The 17,320-nt window shown below is 57.7% G+C and carries 12 protein-coding genes and 1 pseudogene; 5 read left to right on the top strand and 8 right to left on the bottom strand.

The annotated features are described in order from the left end of the window. Positions 1–6 precede the first annotated feature (6 nt). The 3 genes from APU02_RS15170 to csiE all read left to right on the top strand — a co-directional run bounded on the left by APU02_RS15170 (position 7) and on the right by csiE (position 3,744). Positions 7–1,644: an FGGY-family carbohydrate kinase gene (locus APU02_RS15170; RefSeq protein WP_042291448.1), complete on the top strand. Its 1,638-nt coding sequence runs from the start codon at positions 7–9 to the stop codon at positions 1,642–1,644. Next, the gene (locus APU02_RS15165) at positions 1,641–2,240 is read left to right on the top strand and encodes an SIS domain-containing protein (RefSeq protein WP_060570488.1); all 600 of its coding nucleotides are present in this window, start codon (positions 1,641–1,643) and stop codon (positions 2,238–2,240) included. Before APU02_RS15170 ends, APU02_RS15165 begins: the two co-directional genes overlap by 4 nt. Positions 2,241–2,463: 223 nt before the next feature. Beyond that, positions 2,464–3,744 carry a stationary phase inducible protein CsiE gene (csiE, locus tag APU02_RS15160; RefSeq protein ID WP_060570486.1) on the top strand — a complete coding sequence of 427 codons (1,281 nt, stop codon included), beginning with the start codon at positions 2,464–2,466 and terminating at the stop codon, positions 3,742–3,744. Here the strand turns inward: csiE and APU02_RS15155 are convergent. From APU02_RS15155 to APU02_RS15140, 4 genes are all read right to left on the bottom strand, one after another. Continuing rightward, on the bottom strand, positions 3,736–4,875 hold the full coding sequence (locus APU02_RS15155) for a 3-phenylpropionate MFS transporter (RefSeq protein ID WP_042291457.1): 1,140 nt from the start codon (positions 4,873–4,875) through the stop codon (positions 3,736–3,738). The two genes, csiE and APU02_RS15155, sit on opposite strands and share 9 nt — an antisense overlap. Before the next feature lie 88 nt (positions 4,876–4,963). After that, complete coding sequence (locus APU02_RS15150; protein ID WP_060570485.1) at positions 4,964–5,794, bottom strand: aldose 1-epimerase; 831 nt, start codon at positions 5,792–5,794, stop codon at positions 4,964–4,966. After that, complete coding sequence (locus tag APU02_RS15145) at positions 5,791–7,233, bottom strand: sugar porter family MFS transporter (RefSeq protein ID WP_060570484.1); 1,443 nt, start codon at positions 7,231–7,233, stop codon at positions 5,791–5,793. The genes APU02_RS15150 and APU02_RS15145 overlap by 4 nt, the downstream gene beginning before the upstream one ends. Positions 7,234–7,304: 71 nt before the next feature. Continuing rightward, entirely contained in the window at positions 7,305–10,571 is a 3,267-nt protein-coding gene (locus APU02_RS15140; protein ID WP_060570483.1) for a DUF5107 domain-containing protein, read from the bottom strand. Between the two features lie 113 nt (positions 10,572–10,684). Between APU02_RS15140 and APU02_RS15135 the strand changes: the two are divergent. Further along, positions 10,685–11,866: pseudogene (locus APU02_RS15135) on the top strand (ROK family transcriptional regulator); the annotation flags it as partial. A 141-nt stretch (positions 11,867–12,007) separates the two neighbouring features. Here the strand turns inward: APU02_RS15135 and glyA are convergent. Then, a complete protein-coding gene (gene glyA / locus APU02_RS15130) occupies positions 12,008–13,261 on the bottom strand; it encodes a serine hydroxymethyltransferase (RefSeq protein ID WP_042291470.1) in 1,254 nt (417 codons plus the stop codon). A gap of 327 nt (positions 13,262–13,588) precedes the next feature. On the opposite strand from glyA, the gene hmpA reads away from it, so the two are divergent. Further along, complete coding sequence (gene hmpA / locus APU02_RS15125) at positions 13,589–14,779, top strand: NO-inducible flavohemoprotein (RefSeq protein WP_060570482.1); 1,191 nt, start codon at positions 13,589–13,591, stop codon at positions 14,777–14,779. A 76-nt stretch (positions 14,780–14,855) separates the two neighbouring features. On the opposite strand, the gene glnB is transcribed toward hmpA, so the two are convergent. From glnB to qseG, 3 genes are all read right to left on the bottom strand, one after another. After that, positions 14,856–15,194 carry a nitrogen regulatory protein P-II gene (gene glnB, locus APU02_RS15120; protein WP_012906673.1) on the bottom strand — a complete coding sequence of 113 codons (339 nt, stop codon included), beginning with the start codon at positions 15,192–15,194 and terminating at the stop codon, positions 14,856–14,858. Positions 15,195–15,259: 65 nt separating this feature from the next. Next, positions 15,260–16,594: a two-component system response regulator GlrR gene (glrR, locus tag APU02_RS15115; RefSeq protein WP_304502517.1), complete on the bottom strand. Its 1,335-nt coding sequence runs from the start codon at positions 16,592–16,594 to the stop codon at positions 15,260–15,262. Further along, entirely contained in the window at positions 16,594–17,319 is a 726-nt protein-coding gene (qseG, locus tag APU02_RS15110) for a two-component system QseEF-associated lipoprotein QseG (protein ID WP_060570479.1), read from the bottom strand. Before qseG ends, glrR begins: the two co-directional genes overlap by 1 nt. Position 17,320: the final 1 nt, after the last annotated feature.

Here is a 17,320-nt window from a genome sequence, read left to right as displayed (position 1 = left end):
AAAATGATGGCGAGTTATTTTATTGGTGTGGATGTAGGAACCGGTAGCGCCCGCGCAGGGGTGTTTGATCTCAACGGCAGAATGGTTGGACAAGCCAGCCGTGCGATTGAGATTTATCGTCCGCAGGCCGATTTCGTCGAACAGTCGTCAGACAATATCTGGCAGGCGGTGTGCAACGCCGTTCGCGATGCCATTAATCAGTCAGATATCAACCCTATTCAGGTCAAGGGGTTAGGCTTTGACGCGACCTGTTCGTTGGTGGTGCTCGACAAAGAGGGACAACCGCTGACCGTTAGCCCGTCGGGGCGCAGCGAGCAGAATATTATTGTCTGGATGGATCACCGCGCCATCACCCAGGCGGAACGCATCAACGCCCTGCACCACCGCGTGCTGGACTACGTTGGCGGTATTATCTCACCGGAAATGCAGACCCCAAAGCTGCTGTGGCTGAAACAGCACATGCCGAACACCTGGGCCAACGCGGGCTATTATTTTGATTTGCCTGATTTCCTGACCTGGCGCGCCACCGGCGACGACACCCGTTCATTGTGCTCCACGGTCTGCAAGTGGACCTATATGGGCCACGAGGACAAATGGGATGCCAGCTACTTCCGCGAAATTGGCCTTGAAGATCTGCTGGAACACGATGCCGCCAAAATTGGCCGCTATGTTAAAACGATGGGCGAACCGTTGGGTCACGGTCTGAGCCAGCGCGCCGCCAGCGAAATGGGACTGATTCCGGGCACGGCGGTGAGCGTGTCGATCATCGACGCCCATGCCGGTACGCTCGGCACCCTGGGCGCCAGCGGCGTGTCGGGCGATGTGGCCGATTTCGATCGCCGGATCGCCCTGATTGGCGGCACCTCGACCGGCCATATGGCGATCTCTAAAGAACCGCGCTTTATCAGCGGCGTCTGGGGACCGTACTACTCAGCGGTGCTACCGGAATACTGGCTTAACGAAGGCGGACAATCCGCCACCGGCGCGTTAATCGATCATATTATTCAGTCACATCCGTGCTACGAAACGCTGCTGGCGCAGGCTACGTCGCAGGACCAAACTATCTATGAAGTGCTCAACGCGCTGCTGCGAAAAATGGCGGGCGAGCCGGAGAACATCGCCTTTTTAACCCGCGATATACATATTCTCCCCTACTTCCACGGTAACCGTTCGCCGCGCGCCAACCCCACCCTCACCGGGGCGATAAGCGGGCTGAAACTATCGCGGACTCCGGAAGATATGGCGCTACAGTATCTGGCCACCATTCAGGCCATCGCGTTGGGGACACGCCATATCATCGAGACCATGAACCAGAGCGGTTACAGTATCGACACCATTATGGCCAGCGGTGGCGGCACCAAGAATCCCGTCTTCGTGCAGGAACACGCTAACGCCACCGGCTGCGCGATGCTGCTGCCGGAAGAGAGCGAGGCGATGCTGTTGGGCGGCGCCATGATGGGCACGATCGCGGCGGGCGTTTTTGAGAGCTTCCCGGAAGCGATGTCGGCGATGAGCCGGATTGGCAAAACGGTGACCCCGCAGACCAACCGCATCAAACAGTATTACGACCGTAAATATCAGGTGTTTCATGAAATGTATCAGGATCATATGAAGTACCGCCAACTGATGCAGGCGGCGTCATGAACCGCGCATGGCAACAGGCCACCGCCACCTGGACGCTGTATAGCGAGGCGCTGGCCGGACTGGCCGATCATCTGAGCGAGGCGCAGTGGCAGGCGTTAATGGCGGCGCTACGCACTTGCCGGGGGAAAATCGCCGTCACGGGCGTCGGCACCTCCGGCATCGCAGCGCGAAAAATCGCCCATATGCTGGCCTGCGTTGAACGTCCGGCGATCTACCTTAACGCCACCGACGCCGCGCACGGCGACCTGGGTTTTTTGGACGCGGACGATCTGGTCATTATGATCTCTCGCGGCGGGAACTCAGATGAGCTAACGCGCCTGCTGCCAGGACTCGCGGCGAAAAATGTACCGATTATCAGCGTCACCGAAAACGCTGACTCCGCCATCGCCCGCGCCGCCCGGCTGGTGATTTCAACAGGTGTTAAGCGTGAGGCCGACCCGCTAAACATGCTGGCGACCACTTCGATTATGCTGGTCATCGCCATTTTCGACGCCGCCTGCGCCTGCCTGATGAGCGAAAGTGGTTACTCAAAAGAGACGCTGTTGTCGGTGCATCCCGGTGGCGACGTTGGATTAACGTTACGCCAGACGCGTTAGCGTTTCCCGCTCCGCCGGCATCGGCGGGGCGTCTTTCAGACAACCGAACGATAAAAAAGCAAAAAATGCGCTTCAGGCGCTGCGTTTCACTCCTTCCTGACGCCCTGTACGTGAAAAATTCTGTGACCTTCCTCAGCAATCCTGACCTAAAGCATTTCATTCGTAATTATTATGGAAAAACTTTAGCTATTCTTATCAAACATACATTCGGGAGGTTCGACAGATGATGCCAACGCTTGCTCCGCCATCTGTACTTTCTGCTCCCCAGCGCCGTTGCCAGGTTTTGCTGACGCTTTTCCAGCCAGGGCAAATTGCCACCGCGGAAACATTCAGCGCGCTTAATGGCGTCGATGATGGGCTTGCCCGCGAAGATGTCACCGAAACGGGACGCGAGATCCAGCGCTATCATCGACTGAGCATCATTTCTGGCCCTGACGGTTGCTACCGGATCGAAGGTACAGCGCTCGATCAGCGCCTCTGCCTGCTGCACTGGCTGAGACGCGGCTTACGGTTATGCCCCAATTTTATTTCCCAGCACTTCTCGCCCGCCCTCAAGCGCGAGCTAAAGCAGCGGGGGATCCTGCGCACGCTCTACGATGACACCAACCTTCACGCGCTGATCAACCTCTGCGCCCGCCGTCTGCAAAAGCCGTTCGAGAGTCGCGACGTGCAGTTTTTACGCCTCTATTTGCAGTATTGCCTTTTGCAACATCACGCGGGCATTGCGCCGGAATTTAATCCGATCCAGCAGCGCTGGGTGCAAACCTGCGCCGAATATCAGCTCGCCCAGGAAATTGGGCGCCACTGGCAGCGACGCGTGCGACAGGATGCGCCGCTCACGGAGTCGCTGTTTATGGCGCTGCTGTTTTCGATGGTGCGCCTGCCCGATCCGATCCGCGACAACCATCAGCAAAACCGGCGGCTACGGCTGGCCATCGCCCGTCTGGTGCTGCGCTTTCGCGAACTGGGCGCGGTGCGGTTCAACGATGAACAAGGGCTGAACGATCAGTTATACATTCATCTTGCCCAGGCGCTGAACCGCAGTCTGTTCTCGATCGGTATTGATAACACCCTGCCGGATGAATTCGCGCGTCTTTATCCGCGCCTGATGCGCACCACCCGCGAGGCTCTGCGCGGTTTTGAAGAGGAATACGGCGTTGCGTTTTCCGAAGAAGAGACGGGTCTGGTGGCGGTGATTTTCGGCGCGTGGTTGATGCAGGAAAATGATCTACACGAAAAGCAGATCCTCTTACTGACCGGCGATAACCGCATGCTGGAGCAGCAGATAGAACAGCAGCTTCGCGAACTGACGCTACTGCCGTTAAATATCAAACCGGTGCCGATGCGGACATTTCAGCAGGAAGGGTCGCCGCGCGGCGTCGCGCTGATCGTCACGCCTTACACCACGCCGCTGCCCCTGTTTTCACCGCCGCTGATACACGCGGCGGAGGCGTTAACGCCGCACCAGCAACAGCAGATCCGCAAAATGCTGGAGTCAGGCTGAAGCCGTTACTTTTGGCCGCAGCGCCATCGCGGGCAGAGCCACCAGCGCCATCACCCAGAACACGCCGTTGCCCAGATGCTGATAGAGGAATCCGGCAAAGACCGTCATGATGGCGATACTGCCGCCCATCGCCACCGCGGAATAGACCGCCTGCAGGCGAATCACTTCACTCCCCTGCCGCGCGGCGATATAGCGCATCGCGGCCAGGTGACATACGGTAAACGTGCCGCAGTGCAGGATCTGCGCCACAATCAACCACGGCAGCGCGGTGGTCCAGCCCATCAGCGCCCAGCGAATCACGCCGCAGACGGCGGAAAGCAGCAACAGGTCGCGGGCGCTGAAGCGGCGGAACAGCTTTTTGCTAAGCGCGAAGATGACAACTTCCGCCACGACGCCAAGCGACCACAAATACCCTACCGCCGAGGCCGAATACCCGGCCCCCTGCCAGTAAATCGCGCTAAAGCCGTAATAAGCGGCATGCGCCCCTTGCAGCAGGCAGACGCAGGCCAGAAAGCGCCAGCTCTGGGTCACCAACGCTCGCCACGCTGGCCATCCGGCGCTCTCCTGCTGGCGGCTTTCTCCCTGCGGCGGCACGCTCGGACGCAGCAGCATACCGAGCAGCATGGATGCAATCCCCAGGGTGAGCATTACCAGAATCGCCCGATAATCAAACAGACTTACGAGCTTACCGGTTAGCGCCGAGCCGATCACAAAGGCGACTGACCCCCACAGACGCACCCGGCCATAGTCCATCGTGATCTGTTTTTGCCAGGTGTTTGCCAGCGCATCGGTTAACGGCACCAGCGGGGAGAAAAAAAGGTTAAAGCCGACCATCACGACCATCAGCCACGCCACGTGGGCGCCCGCCCAGAATGCCAGCGCGAACACCAGCGTCAGCAGCGCCAGGATGCGCAGCGCTGAAATCAACCGCGACGGGTCGCTGACCCGGGGGGCAATCAACAGGCTGCCAAGAAAACGGGCGATCAGTCCGGCGCCCAGCAGCAAACCGATGGTTTCGGGGGTTAACCCGGCGCCATTAAGCCAGACGCTCCAGAAAGGTAAGAAAATACCGTAGCTAAAAAAATAGGTGAAGTAACCGAGCGCCAGCCAGCGCGTGGAGTGCAAGACCATGATTCCCTCCCGTTTGGAGGCGATAGTCTGGCGATAAACGCAGGCTGACGCAAGTGAACATTAACAGCGGGATAACCTCTTTTTTGCCTTAATCAACGCGGATTTGCAGGGCAAAACGGCACGCTTCTCCCGCACTTAATACACGTAATCCCGGCTGCCCCGGCATGTGGTGGGCGTTAACCGGATGCGACTGCGGCTCAAGGCAGAGGAATGACCGACCCGGCATTCTGAACAGCATCAGCCAGGGAGTTTGCGCTGAAAGCGTGATCTTCATCACGCCATGTCGGATGACCGCCCGTCCTCCCCAGCCGGAATAGCCCACATTCAGCCAGCGATCCGCGCCATTATGCGCCCGGCTGAAATCCGCTTCTGGCGGAATGTCGCTGCGCCAGGCCAACGGCAGGTGCTGTTCCCCTTCCGGCCAGTAGCCGCTGGCGGAAAACTGCGCTGTACTTTGCGCGTCAAAAGCAAACCAGGGATGAAACCCACAGCCGTAAAGCATCGGTCGCTGACCCTGATGGGTTATCGAGAGCTGCGCCGCCAGCGTTGCGCCGTCGAGAGCGTAACGCAAGGTGGCCCAATAATCGTAGCCGCAGGGGTGCTGGCTTCGCAGACGCAAAACGCAGTGCTGATCGCCAGCGTCGGCCACCTCCCAGCGTTGACGCCAGCCGTCTCCGTGCAGCCAGAACGTGGGGTCAGCATCATGCAAGGGCAGTTGAACGTCGCCGTCGCGCTGGGAAAAACGGTTTCCCGCCACACGGTTAGCCACCGGCAACATGGGAAATAGCCCACCCGCGCCGTCGCCTGTATACAATACTGGCTGCTGATGTGGTAACGAAAACAGCGTCAGCAGCCTGCCTCCTTGCGGATCCACGCGCATCCGCAGATGCGCGTTTTGCAGCGTCAGCGCGGTGCTCATGAACGTGCGCTTTTCTGCTGCGCCGACGGGCTGGTTTTCAGCTGTTTAGCCGCCAACTGTTCTTCCAGCGCTTCCAGCGTCACGCCTTTGGTCTCCGGCACGTTACGCAGGATGTACAGAAAACCCATCGCGCAAATCACGCCATAGAGCAGGAAGCTGCCTGCCGCGCCGAGTCCGGCATTGAGCAGCGGAAAGGTATACGTCAACAGGAAGCAGGCGATCCACAGCGCCAGCGTCCCCAGCGACATCGCCAGACCGCGCACCCGGTTGGGAAAAATCTCGGAAAGCAGCACCCAGGTTACCGGGGCAAGGGTCATGGCATAGATCGCGATCGCCGCCAGTACCAGAACCAGCACCGGCCAGCCCATGATCCCCATGCCATACGCGCCCGCAATCAGCACATAGATGACAGTCAGACCGGATGCGCCAAACAACATCAGTTTGCGTCGACCAATTTTGTCGACCAGCGGCAGCGCGGCAAGCGTAAACACCAGGTTAATGATGCCGGTGGCGACGATGGATTTCAGCGTACCGTTAATGTCGAAGCCCGCAGAGGCGAAGATCTCCTGGGCATAGTTGAAAATCACGTTGATCCCGCACCACTGCTGGAACACCGCAAGCACCATCCCGATAACCACGATCGGCTTGATCTGCGGCTGTAGCAGCGTCGACCAGGCGACTTTATGGTTATCTTTACGCAGGGAGTGTTCAATCTCTTTCAGCGTCTGCCCGGCGTACTCCGTACTGCCAATCCGCTGTAGCATCGCGCGCGCCCGCTCCGGTTTCCCCGCTTTCACCAGCCAGCGCGGCGACTCCGGCACAAAAAACATCAGCACCAGAAACGCCAGCGCCGGAACAAGCTCGGCGCCAAACATCCAGCGCCAGCCGGTCTGACCGTTCCAGCTTTCCACGATGGCCTGTTGCGTCGCGCCTGGCGCGACGGGTTCGGCGATCAGCAGGTTGATCAGCTGCGCCGCGAGCACGCCGATCACAATAGTTAACTGGTTAACCGCCACAAAGCGACCGCGCTTTTCCGCCGGACTGACCTCGGCGATGTACAGTGGACTCAGGGCTGAGGCCAGACCGATCCCGATACCGCCGACGATGCGGTAAATAACAAACATATCGAAATTATGGGCAACGGCGGTTCCCCATGCCGAGGCGCTGAACAGAATGGCCGCGAGGATCAGCGGCATTTTGCGACCGAACTTATCGGCGCACCAGCCGGAAATCAGCGCGCCAAAAATACAGCCCACCAGCGCGGAACTCATTGCCCAGCCGGACTGCGCCGGATCGGTAATGGAAAAGTACGCTTCATAAAAGGGCTTTGCCCCACCAATGACCACCCAGTCATAGCCAAACAATAAACCGCCGCAGGCCGCAACCAGACAAATGGTCCAGACGTAGCCGATATTCAGGTGTGTCTGCGCATTATTCATGTTGATTCCTCTTTCAGGGAAACGCAGGGAACAGGAGGTTGTCGGTGGTGTTTCCACCACCGGTTCAGGGTTTAGTTCCATAACGCCAGGGGGATGGCGTGGCGCAGGAGCAGCGCTTTGTCATGCGCCGGATTCACCTGCAATAATGCGTCGAACGCCAGCTGGCTGGCGGTAAGATTGCCCAGCCCCAGATGCCCTAACGCGGTGATAAACAGACAGTGCTGTTGGTGCTTCGCCGCCGCGGGCGTATCAAGCACCACCAGATCCGGCAACGAAACGGCGAAGAAGTCCACCTCTGGCACGTTGTCACGCTGAGTTTCAACCCAATGCAGGAAGCTCTGGAACAACCGCTCCGCAGCGTGATGCTCGCCCAGCGCCTTCAGCGCCATGCCCTGCCAGAACAAGTAATCCACCGGTTGATCGTTATAATAGCGGCCGGCATCAAGCGAACTGCCGCCGCGCGTCGCTCGCGCAAAATAGCGCTGCGCCTCGTCGTGATGCCCCTGTTGCTGCGCGCAGTAGCCAAGCAGATACCAAATGTCATTATCCGTTTGCCCCGGCAAACGCCCCTCGCCCAGGTTATGCGGATAGCTCAGCGCCTGTTGCAGCAGGTAAACCGCATTCTGGTACGCGCCTTCGCCGATCGCCGCCAGCGCCCGATGCATCTGGTTGATCAGGTACTGGCCGGTCGCCTTCCCTTCGCCCCCTTCCCAGGGATGGAATGCCCGCTCGCGCAGGACCTTCGCCGCCGCCTCGTAATCGCCCAGTCCGTTCCACAGGCTGAGCAATTCCACAGTGAGATCGTCGCGCTGAAAAACAACGGACTGGCGGGAGACCAGCTGTTGCAGACGCTGTGCAGCAGGGGTAGCCAGCAGTTTGTCGAGGTAATCCCGTTCAAACAGGAAGCGGGCGTTGTCCGGCTCCAGCGCCACCGCCTGCGAAAGGTACTGTCGCGCCAGTACGGCATCCTGCTGTTTATTCCATGCGTAGATGCCAAGCAGACGATGCACCGGTGCGAAATCCGCTTCCTGCGCAAGCGTGAACTGCCAGCAGGCCAGCGCCGCATCGTAACGGCGTTTGCTGTACCAGAAGCAGCCGAGTAAATATTGCGCCCACGGGCTGTCCGGTAGCGTTTGCAGCATTTGCACTTCGTCGAGCGTATTCGGGAAGCGCACCCGGTTGTGCAGACAGGCGCGTGATCGATCAATCAACGACTGCGGGTTATCGCTCAGGGATGCGCGCCAAAGCAGCGGCAGCGTTTCCTGGCTATCCAACAGCTCCAGCACGTCGCGCGCAGCGTCTTGCTGACCACAGGAGAGCAGCCAGCCCGCCAACTCACAGGCGTTAGTACCGCGTCGTCCCGTGATGGCAATCAACGCATCTTTCGTTGACTCGTCGCGGCTCACCGCCCAGCGCGCATAGTGCAGCGCGTAGCTGAGCGGATAATCGCGAAGCTGCTGATCGATCCAGGTCAGCGCGTCAGCTTCACGGCCCAGCTTCGCCAACACCAGCGCCTTTAACCCCATCGCCAGGTTGTTGCTACCGTTAACGCGCAGGCTTTGATTGACTTTGTCCAGCGCGTCCGCGTAATTTCCCCGCCGCATCGCTATTCGCGCCAGCGACCAGAACGCGGCATCCCGACAGTTCCCGCTCCAGCTCGCTTTGAAGTAGTGATCCCATGCCGCGTCGAAATTCCCCTGCCGCTCCAGCGCGGCGGCAAGCAACATGCTGGCTTCGCCGTCACGCGGATTTTTGTTGAGCTTGTGCGCCCGCGCCAACGCGGCGCTCGCACACTGTGCCGCCAGCGTCCAGTCCGCGCGGTTTAGCGCCAGCGTACCCAGCGCGACGTTGTTGCGATAATCCAGCGGATCCACCTCCAGCGCCCGACGATAGTAATCCTCGGCATAACGGCTGGCATGGTTGTATTGCTCCAGGTGCTGACCAATAAAGTAGAGCTCATCGGTATTGGAGAGCGCTTCCGGCATCGCCGGCGCCGTTGCTGCCGACGGCAGGGGAACTTCCCCGGCGATGTGTTCTTCGTATTTCAGCCATTCCCGTCCATCAGGATGGCTTACCGTCATCGTGATCCGGTCCGGGCCGTTTTCCACGATCCGTGTCATCCAGCTCTGGCCCGGCGCCAGCGTCAGGGTGGTTTCATAAAAAGGCGCGCCCTCTGCGCTGAGCGTCACTCGCGCCTCATGCAGCGGCGCGATGGCGTAAACGCCAACCGACAGAGCGCCGTCTTCACGCACCAGACGGAGCGCCAGATCGGTGCTGGCATTCTGTACCATGCCCAGTTCGCTGTAAGGAAGGAAGTTCTGGACGAACACCTTTTCTTCATAAGGCGCAAGCCAGGTAAAATCCGGCTGGTTATCAGTGAAAACGCCGGTCATCAGTTCGATATACGGGCCGTTATCATCGGTCAGGTTACGATCCCAGGCGACGCCAAAATCGCCGTATCCCCAGGTCCACTGTTTTTTACCCGGTGAAACGTGATGATCGGCCACATGCAACAGGCCACCACGTTCACCGTGATGCCAGGCGCCGACAAAGTCATAGTCTGACTTTTCCGCCATGTAGGAGGTCGGAACCGGCACGTTTTTGTAGCGGGAGATATCCACGCCCGCCGAGTAATCGACTTTATAGTAGGTGCCGGTGGCGATCGGAAAAGCAGAAACGTCGCGCTTGCCGTGGTCAAATACCGCCGTCACGTCCGGCGGAAATACGCTCTGATGATCGTCCCCCCCCTTCACCGCCGGGTTAGCCCACCACAAAAAATGGCGCGGTGTCGCGTTGCCGTTGAATACCTTACCGGTGATTTCAATCAGCGCGCGATCCGGATACAGCGTAAAACCAGCCATAACCTGCAAACCGCGCATCGGCTCCACCTCGCCCATCCAGACGGTTTGTTCGCCGTTTTCACCCGCCTGGACGGTGAAATCCACCGGCATAAAGGTGGTGGGACGGTGGTGCTGCGGCCAGTTAAACTCAATGCCGCCGGAGATCCACGGCCCCAGCAAGCCGACCAGCGCGGGTTTCACCACTTCGTTGTAATAGACAAAATCGCGCGCCCGCACTTTGTCGTAAGCGCGATGAATACGTCCACCCAGCGCCGGTAGCAGCATGACGCGGATAAAATCGTTCTCCATCCACACGGCCTGATACTCACGCATCTCACGTTTGCCGGTCAGCGTATCAATAACGCCATACGGATACACGGCGCCGGAAGAGCCCTGGTAGACGCGCTTTTCAAGAAACATGGGGTTTGGATCTTCTTCCCCCACCGTCCAGGTCGGAAGTGATAAGGTTTCCTGCCAGACCTTAACTGAACCGTACATGCTGCCTCCACTCAATGAATAAAAGTAAAATATCGACTTAAGGCTATTGTGGTACAGTTAACTGGCGTTAAAATGCGCAACGCTCACGCAATATAGTTAAGGGAGTTAAGTGTATGCGCCATTTAGGCTACAACAATGCGCGGGTCCGGCAGGTAAACAAACAGCTCTTTCTGGCGCATTTATGGCGTGAGAAACAGCTCAGCAAGTCGCAGCTGGCGCAAATGACCGGCCTGTCGATTCCGGCAGTGAGCAATATTCTGCAGGAGTTAGTGGATGAGGGAAGGCTCTGCCACTCCAGAGAAACGCTGAGCCAGCGTGGTCTGAGCAACGGAAGCTTTCACCTGCCCGAACGCGGGGCCTGGACGCTTTGTATGAACGTGACGCCGACCAGCCTCACCAGCCAACTGGCGGACGCCCGTCTGGTCGCCGTCGGCGACTGGCGGCACGAGGTAATCAATGCCGCCACGCCGAAAGACTTGCTCAGCGCTATAGCCCGCCACTGGCGCGTGTACCAGCAGCGCTATCCTGAGATCACCCTTAATCTGGCGCTGGGCGTGCACGGTCAGGTTGACCCGATTACCGGTGCGTCGAAAACCATGCCGCAGGCGCCGTGGAAAACCCCGGTAGAGATAAAATATCTCCTGGAAGAAATGCTTGGCGTGCAGGTTCGTCTTGATAATGACTGCGTGATGCTGGCGCTGGCGGAGAAATGGCAAAACCCGGCGGCCAATGAAGATTTCTGCGTGATTAACGTCGATTATGGGATTGGTTCTTCCTTTGTCATCAATGACAGCATCTGGCGCGGCAGCCTGTACGGCAGTGGACAGATAGGACACACCATTATTCATCCGGACGGCGTCGCCTGCGACTGTGGTCGCTACGGTTGCCTGGAAACCGTGGCCTCGCTGAGCGCGCTGAAAAAACAGGCGAGGGTGTGGATGAAAACGCAACCCATACCCGAGCTGGATCCGGAGACGCTCACCACGGACAGACTGATTGAAGCATGGCGGCAGGGTGACGTGCGTATTCAGGCATGGGTGGAACATGCGGCGAACGCCATCGGATTAAGCCTTTATAACTTCCTTAATATCCTCAATATTAACCAGATCTGGCTATACGGGCGTAGCTGTGCTTTTGGCGAAAGCTGGCTAAATACCTTACGCCAGCAAACCGGATTTAATCCTTTCGACCATGGCGATAATCCACGGGCGAAAGCGACGCGGATCGGCTTTGGCACGTTGAGCCGCGCGCAGCAGCTTATGGGTATTGGCTATTTATACGTTGAATCGCAGTTGAGCGAGATTGACCCGGAGCGCCGCGGCGGCGAGGGAAGCGTGAGGGCATTTTATTCAGATAACCGGGCATCAGAGTGACGCCCGGCATAACGTCGCGACCGGATGGTCAGGCATGCGCCGCCATCCGGCATTCACAGTGAATTACGCGTAAACCGGGAAGCGTGCGCAAATATCCAGAACGTTACCTTTCACGCGCTCAATCACCGCGTCGTCATTGATATTGTCCAGAACGTCACACATCCAGCCCGCCAGCTCTTTCACTTCCGCTTCTTTAAAGCCACGGCGAGTGACAGCCGGAGAACCGATACGGATACCGGAAGTCACAAACGGGCTCTTCGGATCGTTCGGTACGCTGTTTTTGTTTACGGTGATGTTGGCGCGACCCAGCGCGGCATCGGCTTCTTTACCGGTCAGGTTTTTATCAACCAGATCCAGCAGGAACAGGTGGTTTTCAGTCCCGCCGGAGACCACTTTGTAACCGCGGCTCAGGAACACCTCCACCATCGCTTTGGCATTTTTCGCAACCTGCTGCTGGTAAACTTTGAATTCAGGCTCCATCGCTTCTTTCAGCGCTACCGCTTTTGCCGCGATAACGTGCATCAACGGGCCGCCCTGCGCGCTCGGGAACACGGCGGAGTTCAGTTTTTTGTACAGCTCTTCGTCACCGCCTTTCGCCAGGATCAGGCCGCCGCGAGGACCCGCCAGCGTTTTGTGGGTGGTGGTGGTCACAACGTGCGCGTGTGGAACCGGGTTCGGGTAAACGCCCGCGGCGATCAGGCCCGCAACGTGCGCCATATCGACGAACAGATACGCGCCGATGCTGTCGGCGATTTCACGCATTTTGGCCCAGTCAACGATACCGGAGTAAGCAGAGAAACCACCGATAATCATTTTCGGTTTGTGCGCTTTCGCCAGCTTCGCCATCTCTTCGTAGTCAATTTTACCGGACTCATCAATACCGTAAGGCACGATGTTGTACAGTTTGCCGGAGAAGTTAACCGGGGAGCCGTGAGTCAGGTGGCCGCCCTGCGCCAGGTTCATACCCAGTACGGTATCGCCCGGCTGCAGCAGCGCGGTGTAAACCGCGAAGTTAGCCTGAGAACCAGAGTGCGGCTGTACGTTAGCGTAGTCAGCGCCGAACAGTTCTTTCGCGCGATCGATCGCCAGTTGCTCAACGATATCGACATATTCACAACCGCCGTAGTAGCGCTTGCCCGGATACCCTTCAGCATATTTGTTGGTCAGCTGAGATCCCTGCGCCTGCATGACGCGCGGGCTGGTGTAGTTTTCGGAGGCGATCAGTTCGATGTGCTCTTCCTGACGTACTTTTTCCTGCTCCATAGCCTGCCACAGTTCGGCATCATAATCGGCAATGTTCATTTCACGCTTTAACATCCGCATCTCCTGACTCAGCTAACGATAAAATTTTGGCCTTAATTAGGCGGTCCTGTTGGACAACGGCCAACAGTATAACTGAATCATTCTGTGATAACAGGTCTTGACAAAGGATTTTACGCAAACGATTACCTCGGCATTCTATAAGGCTTTGCCGAATGAAGACCTTACGGTTTTCAACGGATTTCTTTTCAGGTTTGTGATGCAGATTTTTCACGTTGTAACTTTTGCAACGCAAAGTCACAAAGAACCATTTACAATGCAGGGGTATTTTTTATAAGATGTATTTGACATACATCATTAAAGATTCAGATAAAGGAAGACCGTATGCTTGACGCCCAAACCATCGCCACTGTAAAAGCCACCATTCCCCTGCTGGTCGAAACGGGTCCCAAACTGACCGCCCATTTTTACGATCGCATGTTTGCCCATAATCCCGAACTCAAAGAAATCTTTAACATGAGCAACCAGCGCAATGGCGATCAGCGTGAAGCGCTGTTTAACGCCATTGCCGCCTATGCCAGCAACCTTGAGAATCTGCCCGCGCTGCTGCCTGCTGTGGAAAAGATCGCCCAGAAACACACCAGCTTCCAGATCCAACCGGAGCAGTACAACATCGTCGGCACGCATCTGTTAGCCACGCTGGATGAAATGTTCAGCCCGGGTCAGGATGTGCTGGATGCGTGGGGTAAAGCCTATGGCGTGCTGGCGAATGTGTTTATTCACCGCGAAGCGGAAATCTATCGTGAAAATGCCCGTAAAACCGGCGGCTGGGAAGGGACACGACCATTCCGTATTGTCGCGAAAACCCCACGCAGCGCGCTGATTACCAGTTTTGAATTTGAACCTGTCGATGGCGGCGCGGTGGCCGACTATCAGCCGGGTCAATATCTGGGCGTCTGGCTGAAGCCGGAAGGTTTTCCGCACCAGGAGATTCGCCAGTACTCGCTGACCCGCAAGCCAGATGGCAAAGGCTACCGGATTGCCGTGAAGCGCGAAGACGGCGGGCAGGTGTCTAACTGGCTGCATAACCATGCAAACGTCGGCGACGTGGTGCATTTAGCCGCGCCTGCCGGTGATTTCTTTATGCAGGTCTCAACGGACACGCCGGTGTCGCTGATCTCCGCAGGCGTCGGTCAGACCCCAATGCTGGCGATGCTGGATACGCTGGCAACAGCGAAACACACCGCCCAGGTTAACTGGTTCCACGCGGCGGAAAACGGCAATGTGCATGCGTTTGTCGACGAAGTGAGTGAACGGGGAAATACGCTGCCGCACTTTACCGCGCACACCTGGTATCGCATCCCGACAGAGGCCGATCGCGCAAAAGCGGCATTTGACAGTGAAGGGCTGATGGACCTGACGGCGATGAAAGCGTCGCTAACCCATCCGGCTATGCAGTTTTATCTGTGCGGTCCGGTCGGGTTTATGCAGTTTGCCGCGAAGCAACTGGTGGAAATGGGCGTGAAAAACGAAAACATTCATTACGAATGTTTTGGTCCGCATAAAGTGCTGTAACGCACAGCGGAAAAACCCGCAGGCCTGACAGGCGCCGCGCCATCAGGCACTGCGCCAGCCTACAGGCAGACGCGGCTTAAATGGCCGCGTCGTCTTCCTCGCCAGTACGGATGCGTACAACCCGCGCCACGTCGAAGACAAAAATCTTACCATCGCCAATTTTGCCGGTCTGCGCAGTACGGATGATGGTATCGACGCAGGTTTCCACGATGTCATCCGGCACGACGATTTCGATTTTCACCTTCGGCAGAAAATCGACCATATATTCCGCGCCACGATACAGCTCGGTATGCCCTTTCTGACGGCCAAAGCCTTTCACTTCTGTTACCGTCATCCCGGTGATGCCGACTTCAGCCAGCGCTTCACGCACGTCATCCAGTTTGAAGGGTTTAATAATCGCATCAATCTTTTTCATGGTGTTCCTGTTTTAATCGCGTAACCGGTTGCTAACCGTATCATAGCGTGCGTCCTGGTAGGGAGCTACTCTTTAAAGTCGTTGGCATCAAGCTCGTGACGGGAGAGCAATTTATAAAACTCCGTCCGGTTGCGTCCCGCCATGCGCGCCGCATGGGTCACATTGCCTCGGGTGATTTGCAGCAGTTTACGCAGATAGTTCAGTTCGAACTGATTACGGGCTTCGACAAAGGTCGGTAACGCGGTGTTTTCGCCTTCCAGCGCCTGCTCGACCAGTGCGTCGCTGATCACCGGCGACGAGGTCAGCGCCACGCACTGCTCAATGACGTTCACCAGTTGCCGGACGTTACCCGGCCAACTGGCGGTCATCAGGCGCTTCATCGCATCGGTGGAAAAGGCGCGCACAAACGGTTTATGCCGCTCCGCCGACTGACGCAGCAAATGATTCGCCAGCAGCGGGATATCTTCCGTCCGCTCGGCCAGCGCCGGGATCTTCAGGCTCACCACGTTGAGGCGGTAGTACAGATCCTCACGAAACTCGCCGCGCGCCATCGCTTTCGGCAGGTCACGGTGGGTAGCCGAAATAATGCGCACATCAATGTCGATGTCGCGGTTGCTGCCGAGCGGCCTGACCTTGCGCTCCTGCAACACGCGCAGCAGCTTCACCTGTAACGGCGCGGGCATATCGCCAATTTCATCAAGGAACAGCGTCCCGCCTTCTGCGGCCTGAAACAGCCCTTCGCGGTTGCTGACCGCGCCGGTAAACGCCCCGCGCGCGTGACCAAACAGCTCCGACTCGAGCAGTTGTTCCGGCAACGCGCCGCAGTTAATGGCGATAAACGGTTTACTGCTGCGCGGGCTGGCATTATGGATCGCCTGGGCGAAGATCTCTTTCCCGGTGCCGCTTTGCCCGTTGATCAGCACGCTGACGTCAGACTGAGCCACCATCCGCGCCTGCTCCAGCAGACGCAGCATGAGCGGGCTGCGGGTAACGATTGACTCACGCCAACTGTCGTCGGTCGCCGGGGCGGACTGTTCCAGTGCTTCATCAATAGCATGGTACAGCGCGTCCTTATCGACCGGTTTGGTGAGAAAACTGAACACGCCTTTTTGCGTTGCGGCGACCGCGTCCGGGATCGACCCGTGGGCGGTAAGGATGATCACCGGCATGCCGGGCTGCACCTTCTGGATTTCGCTGAACAGTTGCATCCCGTCCATTTCATCCATGCGTAAGTCGCTAATCACCAAATCCACTTTTTCACGGTTTAGCACGCGCAGTCCTTCGGCTCCGCTCTCTGCTGTAACCACGCTGTAGCCTTCACTGGTCAGACGCATGCCCAACAGTTTAAGCAAGCCCGGATCGTCATCGACCAGCAGTAAATGCGCTGGTTTACGGCTTATCATGGCGATACCTCATCGTCGGACGGAACCGGCGCGGCAGCTTTCTCTTCGCTGTGTCCCGCGTCAGGATTGTAACTTCCGGCAGGCTTACGGCTGGAAAGCCGGCGCTCGATGTCCGTCAGGTTTTCCAGTTTGCGCGTCGTCAGATCTAACTGCGCCTGCATGTGCTGTTGTTGCTGGCGCAGCGTATCAAGTTCGCTGTCGCTGGTTTGCTGCAGTTTGCTGTAGCGCTGGCGCTCTTCAGCAAGCTGAAGCTGGAGCGCCTGTCCGTCGCGCCAGATTTGATAAAGCGGTCGCACCTGCGAGGGGATCAGGGTACTGACGCCGTCAAGACGGGAGATCGTGTCGCGACGCTCCAGCGGCGTGATTTTGGCGTTCGCCAGCAGCACGCCGCGCTTAAAGGCGTTTTGCCAGCTGTCGTCGTTCAGCATTCGGGCTTCATTGCGCGACTGTACCGGCATCAAACGATCGGCGCAGTCAATGGCGCGCAGCCAGTACAGCGGATTGGTATCGGTCGCCGGGCCATGCAGCGCCCAGATATCGGTACAGTCGACCGACAGATAATCCGCCAGTTGAGTCGTAGGCAGGTTATCCTGCGCCGTTTCGCCCGCGTCATGTTTTACCGCCTGCGGTACACAGCCCAGCAGCGCCAGACAGGGTATTCCCGCCAGGATGACCCGACGGGACAGAATTCGTTGAAAAATGTGAAAAAAAACGTGTGGCATA

It is taken from the genome of Citrobacter sp. 50677481, assembly GCF_001463265.1.
GTDB classification, from domain to species: domain Bacteria; phylum Pseudomonadota; class Gammaproteobacteria; order Enterobacterales; family Enterobacteriaceae; genus Citrobacter_A; species Citrobacter_A sedlakii.
The sequence above is the reverse complement of the archived record's forward strand: the minus strand, read 5'-3'. Positions and strand labels throughout refer to the sequence as shown.